Genomic DNA, 15,214 nt, shown 5'->3' with positions numbered 1-15,214 from the left:
ACTATAGTCTGACGTGAGCGTCCAGATTTTGGTGAGGCAAGTTTCTGAATTACTGCTAGCTAAAAAAGCAGGCCCTTTTAAACAAAAGCGAACACTCGCCGAACCTCAAATTTTTGGCTTTTATCCCCCCGAGTTGCCCAAAAAACGCCCCTGCATGCAGCCCCATTCCAAAGGAATCATCGTGGTAACCGGTATAGACGAGCCTTTTTAAGCAACTGAATACAAGGCGCATAAGTTAAATTTCAGGCACTGTTTCTTTCAGTTCACGAAATCAGGAATGATAGCAAAGTGCCAGGCCGAATCCTGGCACCTTGCTATCGGCGTTACTCACTAAGAGTTCGCTGTTTCCAGAGATAAAAGAGCACAGGAATCACTAGCAACGCCAGAATGATGGCGGAAATCATACCGCCCACCATGGGTGCCGCAATCCGGCCCATCACCTCCGACCCTGTACCGGTGCCAATCATAATGGGCACAAGCCCCCCGATAATGGCGGCCGCCGTCATCATGATCGGCCGAACCCGCATACCGGCACCGTGTAGTACTGCATGGCGAAGTGTTTCTCGCCTTGGCTTCAGCCCTTTGTCTTCACACGTTTCCAGCATTGCGTTATAGGCCTGGTTCAAATACACCAACATGATCACTCCAATCTCCACGGCAACGCCGGCCAGCGCGATGAAACCGACACCGACGGCTACCGAGAAATTATAGCCAAGCAGATACATCAGCCAGATAGCACCGATCATCGCAAACGGCAGCGTGCCCATAATAATTCCCACTTCGGCAAAACGGCGGAAGTTAAGAAACAGCAGGATGACGATGATGGCCAGCGTTAACGGCACCACATAGGTCAGTTTTTCCTTCGCACGGAGCATGTACTCATACTGACCAGACCAGTTGATTGAATAACCGGGAGGTAGATCCAGCTCTTCACTCACGGTAACCATGGCCTGTTCAACATAGGTGCCTACGTCGACACCCTCAATGTCCACAAAGGTCCAGCCGTTCAGGCGGGCATTCTCACTCTTAATGGCCGGCGGGCCATCCTCCACGCCGATCTCCGCCACATCTGCCAGGGCAATGCGCTGGCTGGATGCGGTCACGATGGGCAGTTGCTCCAGCTTCTCGGGCGAATCCCGGTAATCTTCCGGATAACGAAGATTAATGGGATACCGCTCAAGTCCCTCGATGGTTCGGGAAACGTTGATGCCACCAATCGCCGAGGCCACAACCTGTTGAACATCCGCGATATTCAGCCCATAACGAGCGGCACGCTCACGATCAATATCCACCTTGATGTAGCGGCCACCAGCGACCCGCTCAGAGTAAACAGACGCTGTGCCGGGTATGTCGACCATGACTTCCTCAAGGCGTTTACCGATATCCTGAATGACGGTAAGGTCCGGGCCGGCAATCTTGATGCCCACCGGCGTTTTAATACCCGTTGCCAGCATATCGATGCGCGTGATGATCGGCATAACCCAGGCATTGGTTACCCCCGGGAACCGAATCAGAGCATTGAGCTCCTGCTTCAGCTTTTCGGTGGTCATGCCTTCCCGCCATTGATCCCTCGGCTTGAGCTGGATGAAGGTCTCGATCATCGTCAATGGCGCCGGATCGGTAGCGGTATCCGCCCGCCCCACTTTGCCGAACACGGTTTCGACTTCGGGGACGGTGGCAATCAGCTTGTCCGTTTGCTGCAACAGTTCCCGTGCCTTACCAATGGAAATGCCCGGGTAGGTGGTGGGCATGTACATCAGGTCGCCTTCATCCAGTGGCGGGATGAACTCACTACCGATTTTGGTGGCTGGCCAAAGGCCCACAGCCAATACCAGCAACGCAGCAATAACCGTCGTTCTCGGGAAGCGTAACACCAGCTTCAGAACCGGCATATAAACGCCAACCAGCAGACGGTTCACGGGGTTCTTGTGCTCCGGCAGCACCTTGCCACGAATGAAATAGCCCATCAGCACCGGCACCAGCGTCACCGCCAGGGCCGCACTCGCCGCCATGGCGTAGGTCTTGGTGAACGCCAGGGGCGAAAACATCCGCCCTTCCTGCGCTTCCAGCGCAAACACCGGCACAAAACTGACAGTGATGATCAGAAGCGAGAAAAACAGCGCTGGTCCGACCTCAGAGGCCGATCTGGCCACGACCTCCCATCGGTTCTCAGGGGTTAACGGGGTTCGCTCCATGTGTTTGTGCATGTTCTCGATCATGACGATGGCGCCATCAATCATTGCCCCGATCGCAATGGCAATCCCCCCGAGTGACATGATGTTGGCGTTGATTCCCTGCCAGTGCATGACAATAAAGGCCGCCAGAATGCCAACCGGCAGGCTGAGAATCGCCACCAACGACGAGCGGACATGGAACAGGAAGATAATGCACACCAGGCCCACCACCAGAAACTCTTCAAGCAGCTTGAACCCGAGATTGCTGACCGCCCGCTCAATCAGACCAGAGCGATCGTAAACCGTCACCACCTCGACGCCTTCAGGCAAACTGGATTTCAGGTCTTCCAGTTTCGCCTTCACGCCATTAATGGTTGCCTGAGCGTTCTCACCGAAGCGCATCACCACAACACCGCCGACGGTTTCACCTTCCCCATTCAGTTCGGCAACCCCACGCCGCATCTGCGGGCCAACTTCAACGCTGGCCACATCTTTCAGCAATATGGGGGTACCGTTGTCATCGAGTCCTAATGGAATCGACAGAAGATCCTCACGGGACTTTATATAACCGGACGTGCGCACCATGTATTCCGCCTCGGCCATCTCGATGACGGAAGCGCCCACTTCCTGGTTGCCTCTCTTGATGGCGTTCTGAATGTGAGCCAGAGGAATTCCCAACGCCCTGAGTTTTTCCGGGCTGACCTTGACCTGGTACTGCTTCACCATACCGCCTAGCGCAGCCACCTCAGAGACACCCGGCACCGTTTGCAGTTCGTACTTCAGGAACCAGTCCTGCAGGCTGCGCAACTGGCTTAGGTCCTGGTTCCCAGTGCGGTCTACCAACGCATACAGGTAAACCCAGCCAACTCCGGTAGCGTCTGGCCCGAGCTGAGGCCTTGCAGAGTCTGGCAGGCTGGGCGCAACCTGGGACAGGTATTCCAGTACCCGGGAGCGGGCCCAGTACATGTCGGTGTCTTCATCGAAGATCACGTAAACATAGGAGTCACCGAAGAACGAGTATCCCCTGACCGTTTTCGCGCCCGGTACCGAGAGCATGGCTGTCGTCATCGGGTAGGTCACCTGGTCTTCCACCACCTGCGGCGCCTGGCCCGGGAAACTGGTTTTGATAATGACCTGCACATCGGACAGATCCGGCAGAGCATCCACCGGAGTTTGTTTCAGCGAATAAAGGCCGAGCCCTGTGATGAGCAACGTCGCCAGCAACACCAGGAAGCGGTTACGAATAGACCAGTGAATAATAGCGGCAATCATGACTCGCCTCCGCCATGGCTCATGGTGCTGTGATCCATGCCTTCATGATCCACCCCCTGCTCATCCATATCCTGAGGCGATGACATCCGTTGGAAGTCCGAGGTTTTGCTGGATTCCGAATCGATCAGGAACTGGGCGGATGTGACCACCGTGTCGCCTGGCGAGAGGCCATTGAGTATTTCCGCATACTTGTCGCCGACGCGCCCAACGGTCACGTTAACCGACTTAAAGGCGCCCTTTTCCATCGCCAGAACCAGTCGGTCGCTCTGTCCGGTGCGGATGACCGACTCCCGCGGCACCAGAAACTGCCGCGGTCCCCGTTCGCCCTGAACATCCAGGCGGGCGAACATACCTGGCATCAGGGCGCCATCATCGTTATCAAAGCGCATCCGCACTTGCGCCGTCCGGGTTTTCGGGTTCACTTCAGGGTAGACGTAATCCACACTTCCACGCCATTCGCGACCGGGCATGTAATCCAATGTCATCTGCACCCGGTTACCGGCCTCTACGGCGGAAAGCTGGCTTTCAAACACTTCACCGATAACCCAGACCTCGTCCAGTGCGGCAATCGATAAAACCCGGTCTCCGGGCTTGATGAACATACCCTCACGAACATTCAGATTCTCGATCACCCCGGAACCCGGAGCGTAAACCGTCATGGTTCTCTGCACTTCGCGGTTTTGACGCAGTTGGCTGATCAGGCTAGCTGGTACATTCAGCGCCACCAATCGCTCGGTAGCAGCATCAACCAGTCTCTGATTGCCGCGGTTCATCGCCAGAAGCAGTTCTTCCTGCGCATTTACAAGGGTGGGCGAGTACAGCGTGTACAATGGCTTGCCTTGCTCAACAGGCTCGCCCTCGGCTTTTACATAGAGCGCTTCGATCCAGCCTTCAACACGAGGGTGCACGTGGGCCATCTCGTCTTCGTTGTACTGCACGTAGCCTACTGTAGTGACGTTGTTGGGCAGGCGTCCCTGAATCACCGGCTCCGTGCGGACCCCAAGGTTGTTCACGACCATTGGTGAAATACGGACCGTGCCGGCTGGATCCTCAGCCGACCCACCCTCCTCGTATACCGGGATCAGATCCATCCCCATCGGTGATTTTCCGGGTTTTTCACTTTTGAAATTGGGGTCCATCGGGGCTACCCAATACAGCGGCTCCTTTGGGCCTGAAGCTGCCATTTCAGCTGCAGGCGTCGAAGGAGCATCAGTATCAAGCCAGTACGTGGCCCCTGCACCGGCGAGACCGCCGAGCAATACAAAGCCCAAAGGGCGAGCAAAATTAGCCATGATGGTCAGTCCTGGTAACGATTCAGTGAAAAGGAAGGTATGTCGGAAGTGTCGGTCGTCAGATAACGGAAACTCGCCAGATTCTTGGCCCGCTCGGCCATCATCTGTATCAACTCAACCTGGGTATTAAGCTCTGCAATTCGTGCTCGCACCGCTTCGGCGAAGTCGCCATCATCGTTGTTGTAAGCCGTCAGTGCGGCGCTTGCCTGCTCTTCCATTTGCGGCAGCAGTGTCTGTTCATAGAGTTCTATGCGGTCATCAAGCCGTTCGATCCGGGCCACGGCAGCACGGGCTTTGGCCTGAAGTCCCCGGATCTGCAAAATACGCTCTGTTTTTGCCGCCTCCAGTCGCGCCACTGATGCATTCAGTTTTCGATCCTGCCGGTTGCCGGTAAAAATCGGGAGATCAAAACCAATGCCTACAGAAAACAGATCGGACCTGTCCTGACCGTTAGGAGCCCGCTCCCGATACCCGTATTGAGCAGATACTGACCACTCCGGTTTATAGGTCTGACGAGCCAGGTCAACATCAACAGTCTGCGCATCAATCAACTGATCAGTGGCGCGGATTGACGGGTGACGGATCACAATCTCTGTGGAGGTTTCAGCCCAGCCCAGAGGAAACACTCTCAGCAGCTCATGGGGTACATCGTCCGTGACTGAAAGTTGGGCCTGGTCCAGGCCGATCCATTCTGCCAAAGCCTCGCGACTCGCTGCCTGCTGCGAATGCAGCGCCGTCAGCCGGTCCTCAAGTCGCGTCAGCTCCAGCGAGGCACGGATAACATCCTGCTGCCTGGAACCCATGGTTGCAGAGGTATACCCCGCCTCGGCGACGTCCTCTAACTGTTCAAACAACCCCCGGTTGCCTTCAATCAACCGGATGCTGTGCTCAGATCGCCAGACCTCAAGCCAAAGATGTGTCACCGTTTCCATGACCAGCGCCCGGCGGTTTTCGCGTCGAAAAGGCTGAGCGCCGGCCATTTCCTCTTTTTTTGCGCTGGCCAACTGGCGGCTATTGCCTCGCGGAATTCGCTGGGTAAATCCAATGGTGGCCTGAGTCATTGCCTCCTGTCCGGTATCAAAAGTATCCGTGGGCAAATTCGCGGCACCAATCGTCATCCGGGGGTCCGGGAGTGCGCCATCGGCAATAGATTCTTCCAACAGAGCACTCTGCATCTGAACACTTTGGCGCAGCCAGGGATCATTCTCGATAGCCGCATCAATTGCGCCCGTCAATTCAAGTCTGGGTACCGCCCAACCGGGCAGACTGGTTAAAAGCAGAGCACCGAGGAAGGCCGGCTTTATAAGGCGAAGAAGAAGGGACAATTTAAAATCTCCATTGAATTATTTCTGAAACGCAATCTTATAGCGCTTATCTGAAACCAAACTGAATTACAGATCAAAATGGTTTAATTTGATTTATATCAAACCGCTGTTATTCCTGAATAAAATTACTTTTTTTGAATTCTTTATCTTAATTTCAGGATCAATTCAGAAACCGATGTTTTAATTAGCACATCAACCAATCAGGAGGTGTGATTATGAAAAATGTACTTATATTTGCAGCAGCAGTTACCGTTTCAACATCCGTGCTTGCCGGCAACATGTCAGACAGTAAGGACATGAAAGTTATGCACAACCAAATGATGGATAAATCATCTGTTGAAGAAATACTTCAGAATGAAGATATGCAGCGTTTACATAGAGAAATGACACGTTATGCGATGTCTGAAGGAGGTTTTGAGGCTCGCGTGCAAATGATGACGGATGAAGGCCGGGCTTATCATAAGGCGCTGAAGCAAAGCCAAAAAAATACCGCAAGGTAATCATTGCGGTAAAGTCAACTCGTGGAGACACAAGCGTCGGCTGGCTCGGGCTTCAAGCAGTCGACGCCCTGATCACGCTCAAGTAAACCACAGAAACCTGAAACTGAACTGAATTTCTTGAACAGTTTAAGGTTATTAAGGAGAGCATCATGAAAAAAATCATTATTGCTGCAGCAGCTGCCACTTTATTTTCTACCATGGCCACTGCCAATTCAGGGTTGGCCGACCGGATTAATGAAGCGCGCACTTACCCGAACAAAACAGCCAGCACCGAAAGTACGCAAATGCACTGTATGAAAAACAAACAAAGCGATCGGCATATGGGTAAGCATCAGGTAATCCGGGGTGAGTTACGACATTTAAATTACGAAGCAAAGGATTCAGATGCCCATTCCATGGGTCATACTCATTCCTGATAAAAGCAGTGATTATTAAGTAAATAAATAGTCGATCACCTTTTATAAAAGGTGATCGACTATTTATTGAATATTTAAACTTTTAAAGGTACCTCCCCTCAGTTTCCATAGTGAATCTTTCATTTGGCTCTCAAGGTCAACCATCCAAGAAACATCCATTCGACGACTAATACCGTTAGCAGTGGCAGGAAGACCCATTGAGCGAGAGGGAGCACCCCGGTGCCTGTCCATGAGAGCACGGGCATCAACTCACTATAGTTCCACCTTTCACCTTCCCCTGTCGCCCAATACTCAAAAACGATCGTTACAACTAGTCCGCCTGCAAGGTAAACCGACAGACTGGTTCGTCTCCAGCCGCTCACTGCCCAAAACCAGTCCCTTGATATCAATGCCGCAACGGCATATGCGCCGATGGCTATATTGGCATCTCCGATAGTGGCGCGGGTGCATAACCACACCACATCCAAATGACGGGCCTCAGTCATATCGGTGAAGAACGGAACCTGCACCATTTCCCAGAAAAAGTGCAGAAAAAAACTGACGCCCCAGATCATCAGAACGAGTACAACAGCGGCTCCTGGCCGGTAGGTACTATTCAGAAAAACCATTGAACCTCCATCAGCCCAAGCGCTTCCAATTTCCCGTACTCGCTCTCTCTGTCACCCCCGAACCACTGGGCCCCAGCAGTGAAATAGATCTCGTGGCTCAGCGGTAGTATCCACGTGGATCTCGGGTAAAGCACCCAACTGGCATCATCGACATTCCGGATGGTCACCAGCCGATACTGCCAGAAGGGGGTGATATCCTGCCATACCAGAAGCCCGGCATAATGGCGCCCTGCATAGACTGGTTGCGTGGACACCAGGCCGGCCAAGCCAGGAAGTCCCGGTGATACGGGCCGACCATTGTAGAAATATTCAACGGCCAGGTTGAGTCCGTTGCGAAATGCCCAATTCAAATCTGCAACTCCTTGCCAGTAGCTGTCCCCGGCATCCGGCTCGCTCCAGACGAGCTCAGAACGCCAACCGGTGCCAGCCACTGAGCCACTGCCGCTGAAACCCGCTTTGGTGACGTCGGCGAACTCACCCACCATCAATCCTGCATCAACGCCGGCGAAAAAACGCTTGGCCCGCGCCGCCGTGCTGGCATTCTCGCTACTATCCTGCGGTGCATGAACGGCACTGAATCGGCCGGTTGCGCCCCAGGATCTATCCCATAACAGGGCGTCTACGCCAATCCGTTCATCGGGCTCTAACTGAAGAGGGCTGACAGGATTGAGGATGTCCATGGGGTTCCAGATCAGGGCTGTGGACCAGTTGACCTGTTGACGCCCCAGTCGGAAGTCGCCTACCGGCGAGCGCCATTGCACGGTACCCCGGTAGAGTTGGTGGCGGGCGACCAGATCACCGGAATCGTGGAGTTCGTCTTGCAGCGTCCAGTAGCGCGGGTCCGGCGCACTCTTGAGAATTTCGAATTCCGGTGAATCCAGGAAGCTGCCGGTGAGCAGCTCCAGATCGTAGGCCGCCTCCAGAGCCCAATCGACCTGGCGGTAGCGCGGCTCCAGGCGCAGCCGGGTCAGATTGGACAGGTAAGGGTCACCGTCCACCAGCGAGCGTGAACCCACTGTCTGATTCTTGAGGGAGCCAGAATGGCTGAAATCCGCCTGGACCCCGGACGCTGAAAGTGCCGCCAGCAGCCCCAGAATGGGACGAAACCGCCTAACCATGGCGAATGGCCTCCACTGGGTCCAGCCGGGCCGCCCGTCGTGCCGGGTACAGCGCCACCAGCACCGAGCAGGCGAACAGCAGCAGGCTGGGCAACCAGACATGGTCGATGATGAGCACCGGGTACACCTTGTCGGTGATGCCGGGAATGGTCTCGAAGGAGCCAGCGATGGCAGACAGGTCGATGCCGCTGCGGTTCAGCCAGGTGACGAGCAGCCCGCCCAGCACTGTGCCCGCCACCATGCCCAGCAACGCCAGGAACAACGCCTCGAACAGGATGGTCAGCACCAACTGGCTGCCCCGAGTGCCCAGGGCAAGCATGACCCCCAGTTCCCGGGTGCGTTCCATCACCGACATCACCATGGTGTTCATCACCCCGATGGCCACTACCACGAACACCACGGACAGAATCAGGTAAAAGTCGATCTGGGTCATCTCGATCATCTGCACCACCACCGGCAACAGGGTTTCCCAGTCCTGGGCCATCAGTTGGGTATCGGCCAGTTCGCCATTGAGCCGTCCGGCCAGCGGCGTGCTCTGAGTGCGGTCCTGCAACCGCAGGGCGATGCGCGAGGCCTGGTCCGGGGCGAACCCTGCCAATTGGCGGGCCTGGGCGATGTTCAAGAACACGTATTCGCTGTCGAACAGGTCACTGCCGGTGCGGTAGATGCCACGAATGGGATAGGCGCCGGAGGCCAGGTCACCGCCGGCCTGCTGAACGGTCACCACCAGCTTGTCGTTCAGGCGGGCGCCCAGCTCGTCCGCCAGCTTTCGACCGATGACGACGCCATCACCACCAGCCTGAACGTACCGGCCTTCCACCATGTAGCGGGCCAGTTGGGTAACCTGCTGCTCCTGATCCGGCGCCACGCCCACCAACTCCATGGGCTGGCTGGTTTTGGGATTGGCCACCATGCCTTTCAGCAGGATACGCGGGGCGGCGGCCTGAACGGCGGGTTGATCGCCCAGCGTCGTCAGCTGTGCGCTCACATTGTCGATGCGTAGTTGGGGCGAAAGGTCCACATCGTGCCCCTTCGCCATCACCTGAACGTGGCCACTCAGTTGCTGGGTGGAATTGCGGATCATCTGCTCAAAGAAGCCGTCGGCAAAACCGTAGAGAAACAGATAGGCCGCCAGACCGAAGGCCGTGGCCGAGGCGGTGATGAGCGAACGGCGAGGGTTGCGGAAGACCGAACGGAGGGCCATCTGGGCAAAGATCACGACCATCCGGTTAGACGTCACCTCGCTATGGATGCGACGTAACCGGTTGGTGGCACTGCGGTGGGCATCCATAGCCTCCAGGGGCGTATGACGGCTGGCAATCCAGGCCGGCAGTATTGCTGCCAGCAGGGCCACCACGATGACCACCACGCCGATGATCGCCCAGCGATCGGGGCTGGTGGCGGGATAGACGATGCCGCTCAGGCCGGGCATGGTATCCATCGCCTTTATGTAGGCGGTGAAGTCCAGGCCATGGCTGGCAAAGTAGGCGGTTACCGCCAGCCCAAGGGCCAGGCCGAGGGCATAACCCACCAGGGCCAGCAGCGCAGTCTCCAACAACACCAACTGCACAATGCGCGAACCCGAGGTGCCCACCGCCATCATGACGCCGAACTCCCGCCCGCGCTCCATCACCGACATCAGGATCGTGTTGACGATACCGGCGGCCACCACCACAAACACCACCAGGATAACGATGTAGGTCACGGCATTGTGAAAGTCCACCATCTGCACCAAAGACGGCATCAGCTCGGGCCAGCCCAGCACCTCCACCTGTCGCGCCTGTAATTGCGGTTGCAGGCGGTCTATCACACTTTGCAACTGGTCGGGGTCGTCCACCCGGGCGGCCACTTCAGTGACCCGGCCCCAGAGCGCGTAAACGGCCTGAGCCGCCTCCAGGGGAACCTGGGCAACTTGGCCGTCTATGCGTTTGACGCCGGTTTCAAACACCCCCACCAGGGTGAAACGATCTGCGCCGATGGAGCCGTCGGCGGCCTGCACCACCAGCGCCAGTTCGTCGCCCACCTCAGCTTCCATAGCCTGGGCCGCGCCAGTGCCGAGCAGGATTTCGTTTCCAGATTGCAGGTAGCGACCTGCCACCAGGGAGCGGTCGAGCCGCGTCAGCGCTTTTTCCCGGGCAGGGTCAACGCCGATCACCTGCATCGCCCGGGATTGGTCGGCCAGGCTGGCCAGGGCGTGGCCGGTCAGGCGCGGCGCTGCGGCCGTCACCCCTTCGGTTTCGGCCACCGCCTGAGGCAGATTCCATTGTTGCGGCAGGGCGATGTTCATTTCCCGTTCGTCATGGAAGCCGCGCTTGTGAACCTTGAGATCACCGGTGACATAGCCGGTCATGTTGTTGATCATCTGGGCGTTGATGCCGTCGATGAACGCCCACAGAAACACCAGGCCCGCCACACCCACGGTCAGCGATAACAGGGTGATCCCCGTGCGCCGTCGGTTGGTCCGCAGGTTACCGAGAGCCAGCCGCAGCCAGGCCATCATGGGCGGCGTTCCTCGCGTTCGATCTGGCCGTCCTTGAGATAGACCACCCGCCGGGCACGCTCCATAACCATGGGATCGTGAGTGGAAAAAACGAAGGTGACGCCCTGCTCGTCGTTAAGTCGGCGCATCATGTCCAAGAGCGCCGCGCCAGTCTTGGAATCCAGATTGGCCGTGGGCTCGTCGGCCAGCACGATGGCCGGTTTGCTGACAATGGCCCTGGCCACCGCCACCCGCTGCTGCTGGCCGCCAGAGAGCTCATTGGGCAGCCGGGTTTCCAGCCCGCCCAGCCCCACGTCAGCCAGGATCGCCCGGGCCTGCCGGCGGCGCTCGCCAAAGGGCACACCCCGCAGCATCAGCACGTATTCCACGTTTTCCTGGGCCGAAAGCACGCCAATCAGGTTGTATTCCTGAAACACAAAGCCGATCTTCCACAGGCGCAGGACGGTTCGCTTCTTGCGGCTCAGGCCTGTGATCTCCTGGCCATCTATCTGAATTTTACCGGAGGACGGCTCATCCAGCGCTCCGATCTGGTTCAGCAGTGTGGTCTTGCCGGAGCCGGACGGCCCCACCAGCGTGGTGAACTCCCCGGCCTCGATGGCCACCGACACATCGTCCAGAGCTTTCACGGCAACGCTGTCCTGGCGGTAGATGCGGGAGGTGTGTTCGACATTCACAAGCGTCATGAGCATGCCTCACTGTGGATTGCGCAAGCGGCGCAGGGTGAACAGGTCGTCGTCAAGCGGAAGATCGAACTCGATGGCGTCAATCTCAATCACCGTGCGGGACTTGGGGTTGTCCGCATCCACCATGGTCCAGACGGTGGGGATTTTCCGGCCGCCCAGACTGTTAATGTCGCTGTAGGTGATGGTCTTGATCGCCCGGTCCCGTTCGCCGAAATAGGTCATGGCAACCGGAATGTGATCGTCACGAATCTGGAATTCCAGGCGGCTCCAGACCACCGGCGCGTCGGGCCTGGGGGTGGAAACCACGCGATAGGTCGTCGCCCCGCCCTGCTCTTCGCTGCCGGTCACTTCATGGGTGTAGTCATCAACAAACGAGCTTTCCTTGACCAGGTCGTCGTTGCTGAAGTTCGAGCCCATCCAGGGTTGCAGCATCATCGAGGGCGGGATTTTGAGGGTGCGGTCCACCTTGGGCAGGTAGTTCCACATGGCATCACCTATCCGTAGCGAGCCGATGCCGGCTTCCTTCCTGGGGGCGTGGATGCGGATCAGGGTTTTGTCCGGCCGGTCCATCCAGGCTTCCAGGTCCAGTTCCCGGGTCCAGTATTCGGTTTCTATACGCATGGTGAAACGGCCGTGGTTGCTGTCCGACCACAGGGTGGCCTCCATCCCCTCAATCAATGATTCCGCCGAGGGCGCACCACCCAGCGCACTGCCCGGAAAAACACTTAGAAAAGCCACCACCCATAAGCATTTCATACACTGCCTCCTTGAGTTAATCGTCTGATTACCCAGAGAAATCAGAGCCCACTCCTTTCAGACCATGCCTCATAGATCCGCTTTTCCCATTTGCTCTGGAAATAGGCGATAGCGGCTTTTTGATCGTCCCTGGAGAGCTCGCCTGCGAAGGCCGGCATTTTCCCACCCATGGGGGCGCCACCTTGATTGATCGTACCCATCAGCGTGTCGAACGAATGGTGCCAGGCATGGCCCGTTCCGTTGAGCGGTGGCGGCGGATAGGAGCCATCCCTCAGGGTCTTTTTCCAATTGAAAGCGCCTTGGGCATTGCCGCCATGGCAGCTTGCGCAGTTGTCGTCGAAGACCATTGCGCCGCGCTCGACCTGGGCCTGTGTGTACCAGCGGTCATCCACCGTCTGTTTACCGCAGCCGCTGATTAGCGCGACCAAAAGAACGCCTACTGAGATAGTTACCACATGCATCATTCTTGTTCCTCGATTTCCTTGCGCCTCAAATTCCTCAATCGCGGAATAAAACGGGGAGTTCTGGCTGCATAGGCCTGCCAATCGGAGCCGAACGCTTGTTCTGTTTCACGCTCCTCGTGAATAGACAGGCGCGAGTACATCCACACCAGCACCGGGAACATGGCCAGCGTCAGCAGCGTGGGCCATTGCAGCAGAAAACCGAACATGATGAGCACAAAGCCGGAATACTGGGGGTGGCGAACGTGGGCATACAGGCCGGTTGTGGCCAACTGCCCTGCCTTTTGCGCGGCGTACAGGGTACGCCAGCCAGCCGCAATCAGATAAAACCCGAGGCCAATAAACACTGTGCTCAAGAGATGAAACGGCCCAAAGTGTGGGGAACCCTTCCAACCAAACAGCATTTCCAGCAAGTGGCCACTGTCGTGAGCCAACCAGTTAACGTCGGGATACTGGCTCTGCAGCCAGCCGGAGAGGAAGTAGAGCGTCAGCGGGAACCCGTACATCTCGGTGAACAGTGCCACCAGAAACGCGCTGAAGGCACCAAACGAACGCCAGTCCCGGCGGGTCTGTGGTTTGAAGAAACTGAAGGCGAAGAATATGAAAATCGCCGAATTCAGCACCACCAGGCTCCAAAGGCCATAATCCGATGCACCATCAGTCATCACGCTGCTCTCCACTCTTTCCCGGTTGCTCTGCCTGGTGGTGGTTATGTCCGCCATGTCCTCCATGCCCTCCATGCCCTCCGTGCATAAAAATATGGATCAGCGGACAAGCAAGCAGTATCAGCCAAGGCAAGGCGCCAAGCAGATGAACCTTGTGTTCTCCCCAGAGTAAAACCAGTGCGATAACGGCAAATATTGCCAAGGTAATTTTAAAGCGTCGATCCATGAGCGGTTCCTTTGCGAAAAAAACATTGTCAGAACAGAGTACTAATGGGCTTCAAGGGATATCTGATGGCCTATGCCGCTCAGCGCGATCTCATCAACCACATCGAGGGATTCCGGGTCGAGCACCCAAAGCTTGTTCTCTGCCCGACTGGTCACCAGTAGCTGGCCATCGTAGGGAGAGACCGCAAGATGATAGGGCGCAGGAGCCAGCGGCCTGGTGTGGCGGGCGCCGCTGGCTAGCTCAATCCGGACCACCTGGTTGCCGCCCTGGCTGGTGGCATAGAGGGTCTGGCCATCTGCGCTCAAGCCAACGCCATGGGGCGCCTCGCCAACCTCGTACCGGTCCGCCACCGCGCCTTTGGCAAGCTCAAGGACAAGAACCTGGCCGGATGCAGCATCATTCACGTAGAGCCGCTGGTTGCCGGGGGCAAGCACCATATGCTCTGGGTTGCCGCCAACCCGCAAATTGCGCTCGACGAACCAGTGCTCGGTATCCACTTCGCTGACCGTGCCATTACCGGTATTGCTGACCAGAAGGGATTGGCCGTCGTCGGTTTGCACCAGATAGTTGGGGGCCGGCCCCGTCGCCACAGTTTTGACCAACTGACCGGAATCCAGATCCACAACGCTGATACTGCCACTAGCAGGATGCGTGGAAACGGCATAGCGACCATCGGAAGTCACCAGCACATGGTGCACCGGCCCCGGCACTTCCAGTTTGCGGTCAATCGTCTTTGTGGCCGTATTCACCAAATAGAGCAGCCCGGTACTCCCTGCTTCCAATTCAGTAGACTTCCCGCCCCCATGATGAGCGGCGTGTTCATCTTCTGAAACGCCTTCGGGGCGACTAACCGGCTCCTGACGATCATGCGCCGACAAACTACCCACCACCAGATACCGGCCATCCGGGGTCAGTGCCGAACCGTGGGTATTCCGTGTGCCGCCAATGGACGACGTCACCTTGCGGTTTTCCAGATCAATAACGCCGACGGCATCCGCTGTGCCCATGGGAACAAATGCCCGGTTCGTGTCTGCGGCCACCATCAGCGAAAAACTCATAGCGACACTGGCCGTAATTCCAGCAATCCACTGCTTGCGAAACGAATGTTTCATAGCGTGCCCTTTTTGGTCAGAGAGTTTCAGTAAGATTTCCTCGCCCGGTTAGCAAGATCCCGAACAGGCATGGTCATTACTTGGCAGTCCATCACACCAAGCTGAA

The 15,214-nt window shown here is 56.8% G+C and carries 14 protein-coding genes; 2 read left to right on the top strand and 12 right to left on the bottom strand.

Annotated features, from left to right (window positions below; genetic code table 11):
* Nucleotides 1-323 precede the first annotated feature (323 nt).
* From J3362_RS13585 to J3362_RS13575, 3 genes are read right to left on the bottom strand one after another with little or no spacing between them, the layout of a single operon-like run.
* Complete coding sequence (locus tag J3362_RS13585) at nt 324-3,446, bottom strand: efflux RND transporter permease subunit (RefSeq protein WP_349520355.1); 3,123 nt, start codon at nt 3,444-3,446, stop codon at nt 324-326.
* Nucleotides 3,443-4,738, bottom strand: coding sequence for an efflux RND transporter periplasmic adaptor subunit (locus tag J3362_RS13580; protein WP_349520353.1), 1,296 nt, complete (start codon nt 4,736-4,738; stop codon nt 3,443-3,445). Before J3362_RS13580 ends, J3362_RS13585 begins: the two co-directional genes overlap by 4 nt.
* A 5-nt stretch (nt 4,739-4,743) precedes the next feature.
* A complete protein-coding gene (locus J3362_RS13575; protein ID WP_349520352.1) occupies nt 4,744-6,063 on the bottom strand; it encodes a TolC family protein in 1,320 nt (439 codons plus the stop codon).
* A 215-nt stretch (nt 6,064-6,278) separates the two neighbouring features.
* On the opposite strand from J3362_RS13575, the gene J3362_RS13570 reads away from it, so the two are divergent.
* Both J3362_RS13570 and J3362_RS13565 read left to right on the top strand, forming a co-directional pair.
* Entirely contained in the window at nt 6,279-6,563 is a 285-nt protein-coding gene (locus J3362_RS13570; RefSeq protein ID WP_349520350.1) for a hypothetical protein, read from the top strand.
* A 149-nt stretch (nt 6,564-6,712) separates the two neighbouring features.
* A complete protein-coding gene (locus tag J3362_RS13565; RefSeq protein WP_181259083.1) occupies nt 6,713-6,979 on the top strand; it encodes a hypothetical protein in 267 nt (88 codons plus the stop codon).
* 119 nt (nt 6,980-7,098) lie between these two features.
* On the opposite strand, the gene J3362_RS13560 is transcribed toward J3362_RS13565, so the two are convergent.
* From J3362_RS13560 to J3362_RS13520, 9 genes are read right to left on the bottom strand one after another with little or no spacing between them, the layout of a single operon-like run.
* Nucleotides 7,099-7,587, bottom strand: a complete 489-nt coding sequence (locus J3362_RS13560) for a hypothetical protein (protein WP_108019656.1) — start codon at nt 7,585-7,587, stop codon at nt 7,099-7,101.
* Nucleotides 7,575-8,705, bottom strand: coding sequence for a hypothetical protein (locus J3362_RS13555; RefSeq protein ID WP_349520348.1), 1,131 nt, complete (start codon nt 8,703-8,705; stop codon nt 7,575-7,577). Before J3362_RS13555 ends, J3362_RS13560 begins: the two co-directional genes overlap by 13 nt.
* Nucleotides 8,698-11,205 (bottom strand): FtsX-like permease family protein, encoded by a 2,508-nt coding sequence (locus J3362_RS13550; protein WP_349520347.1) that lies wholly within the window; start codon nt 11,203-11,205, stop codon nt 8,698-8,700. The genes J3362_RS13555 and J3362_RS13550 overlap by 8 nt, the downstream gene beginning before the upstream one ends.
* Nucleotides 11,202-11,888 (bottom strand): ABC transporter ATP-binding protein, encoded by a 687-nt coding sequence (locus J3362_RS13545; RefSeq protein ID WP_349520346.1) that lies wholly within the window; start codon nt 11,886-11,888, stop codon nt 11,202-11,204. Before J3362_RS13545 ends, J3362_RS13550 begins: the two co-directional genes overlap by 4 nt.
* A gap of 9 nt (nt 11,889-11,897) precedes the next feature.
* On the bottom strand, nt 11,898-12,644 hold the full coding sequence (locus J3362_RS13540; RefSeq protein ID WP_108019662.1) for an outer membrane lipoprotein-sorting protein: 747 nt from the start codon (nt 12,642-12,644) through the stop codon (nt 11,898-11,900).
* A 41-nt stretch (nt 12,645-12,685) separates the two neighbouring features.
* Complete coding sequence (locus J3362_RS13535) at nt 12,686-13,108, bottom strand: c-type cytochrome (RefSeq protein ID WP_349520345.1); 423 nt, start codon at nt 13,106-13,108, stop codon at nt 12,686-12,688.
* Nucleotides 13,105-13,770: an isoprenylcysteine carboxylmethyltransferase family protein gene (locus J3362_RS13530; protein ID WP_349520343.1), complete on the bottom strand. Its 666-nt coding sequence runs from the start codon at nt 13,768-13,770 to the stop codon at nt 13,105-13,107. The genes J3362_RS13535 and J3362_RS13530 overlap by 4 nt, the downstream gene beginning before the upstream one ends.
* Nucleotides 13,763-13,996, bottom strand: coding sequence for a DUF2933 domain-containing protein (locus tag J3362_RS13525; protein WP_349520342.1), 234 nt, complete (start codon nt 13,994-13,996; stop codon nt 13,763-13,765). Before J3362_RS13525 ends, J3362_RS13530 begins: the two co-directional genes overlap by 8 nt.
* A 41-nt stretch (nt 13,997-14,037) precedes the next feature.
* Nucleotides 14,038-15,108 (bottom strand): YncE family protein, encoded by a 1,071-nt coding sequence (locus J3362_RS13520; protein ID WP_349520341.1) that lies wholly within the window; start codon nt 15,106-15,108, stop codon nt 14,038-14,040.
* Between the last annotated feature and the right edge of the window lie 106 nt (nt 15,109-15,214).

It is taken from the genome of Marinobacter sp. NFXS11 (assembly GCF_040148675.1).
Taxonomy (GTDB): domain Bacteria; phylum Pseudomonadota; class Gammaproteobacteria; order Pseudomonadales; family Oleiphilaceae; genus Marinobacter.
Note: the sequence above shows the minus strand (reverse complement) of the source record. Positions and strands in the feature narration are given on the sequence as shown.

What these genes read in the sequence shown, in the direction of transcription:
- J3362_RS13560 (WP_108019656.1), bottom strand. Translation starts at nt 7,587, where the DNA reads ATGGTTTTTCTGAATAGTACCTACCGGCCAGGAGCCGCTGTTGTACTC.
- J3362_RS13535 (WP_349520345.1), bottom strand. Translation starts at nt 13,108, where the DNA reads ATGATGCATGTGGTAACTATCTCAGTAGGCGTTCTTTTGGTCGCGCTA.
- J3362_RS13540 (WP_108019662.1), bottom strand. Translation starts at nt 12,644, where the DNA reads ATGAAATGCTTATGGGTGGTGGCTTTTCTAAGTGTTTTTCCGGGCAGT.
- J3362_RS13550 (WP_349520347.1), bottom strand. Translation starts at nt 11,205, where the DNA reads ATGATGGCCTGGCTGCGGCTGGCTCTCGGTAACCTGCGGACCAACCGA.
- J3362_RS13525 (WP_349520342.1), bottom strand. Translation starts at nt 13,996, where the DNA reads ATGGATCGACGCTTTAAAATTACCTTGGCAATATTTGCCGTTATCGCA.
- J3362_RS13545 (WP_349520346.1), bottom strand. Translation starts at nt 11,888, where the DNA reads ATGACGCTTGTGAATGTCGAACACACCTCCCGCATCTACCGCCAGGAC.
- J3362_RS13520 (WP_349520341.1), bottom strand. Translation starts at nt 15,108, where the DNA reads ATGAAACATTCGTTTCGCAAGCAGTGGATTGCTGGAATTACGGCCAGT.
- J3362_RS13555 (WP_349520348.1), bottom strand. Translation starts at nt 8,705, where the DNA reads ATGGTTAGGCGGTTTCGTCCCATTCTGGGGCTGCTGGCGGCACTTTCA.
- J3362_RS13530 (WP_349520343.1), bottom strand. Translation starts at nt 13,770, where the DNA reads ATGACTGATGGTGCATCGGATTATGGCCTTTGGAGCCTGGTGGTGCTG.
- J3362_RS13565 (WP_181259083.1), top strand. Translation starts at nt 6,713, where the DNA reads ATGAAAAAAATCATTATTGCTGCAGCAGCTGCCACTTTATTTTCTACC.
- J3362_RS13580 (WP_349520353.1), bottom strand. Translation starts at nt 4,738, where the DNA reads ATGGCTAATTTTGCTCGCCCTTTGGGCTTTGTATTGCTCGGCGGTCTC.
- J3362_RS13570 (WP_349520350.1), top strand. Translation starts at nt 6,279, where the DNA reads ATGAAAAATGTACTTATATTTGCAGCAGCAGTTACCGTTTCAACATCC.
- J3362_RS13585 (WP_349520355.1), bottom strand. Translation starts at nt 3,446, where the DNA reads ATGATTGCCGCTATTATTCACTGGTCTATTCGTAACCGCTTCCTGGTG.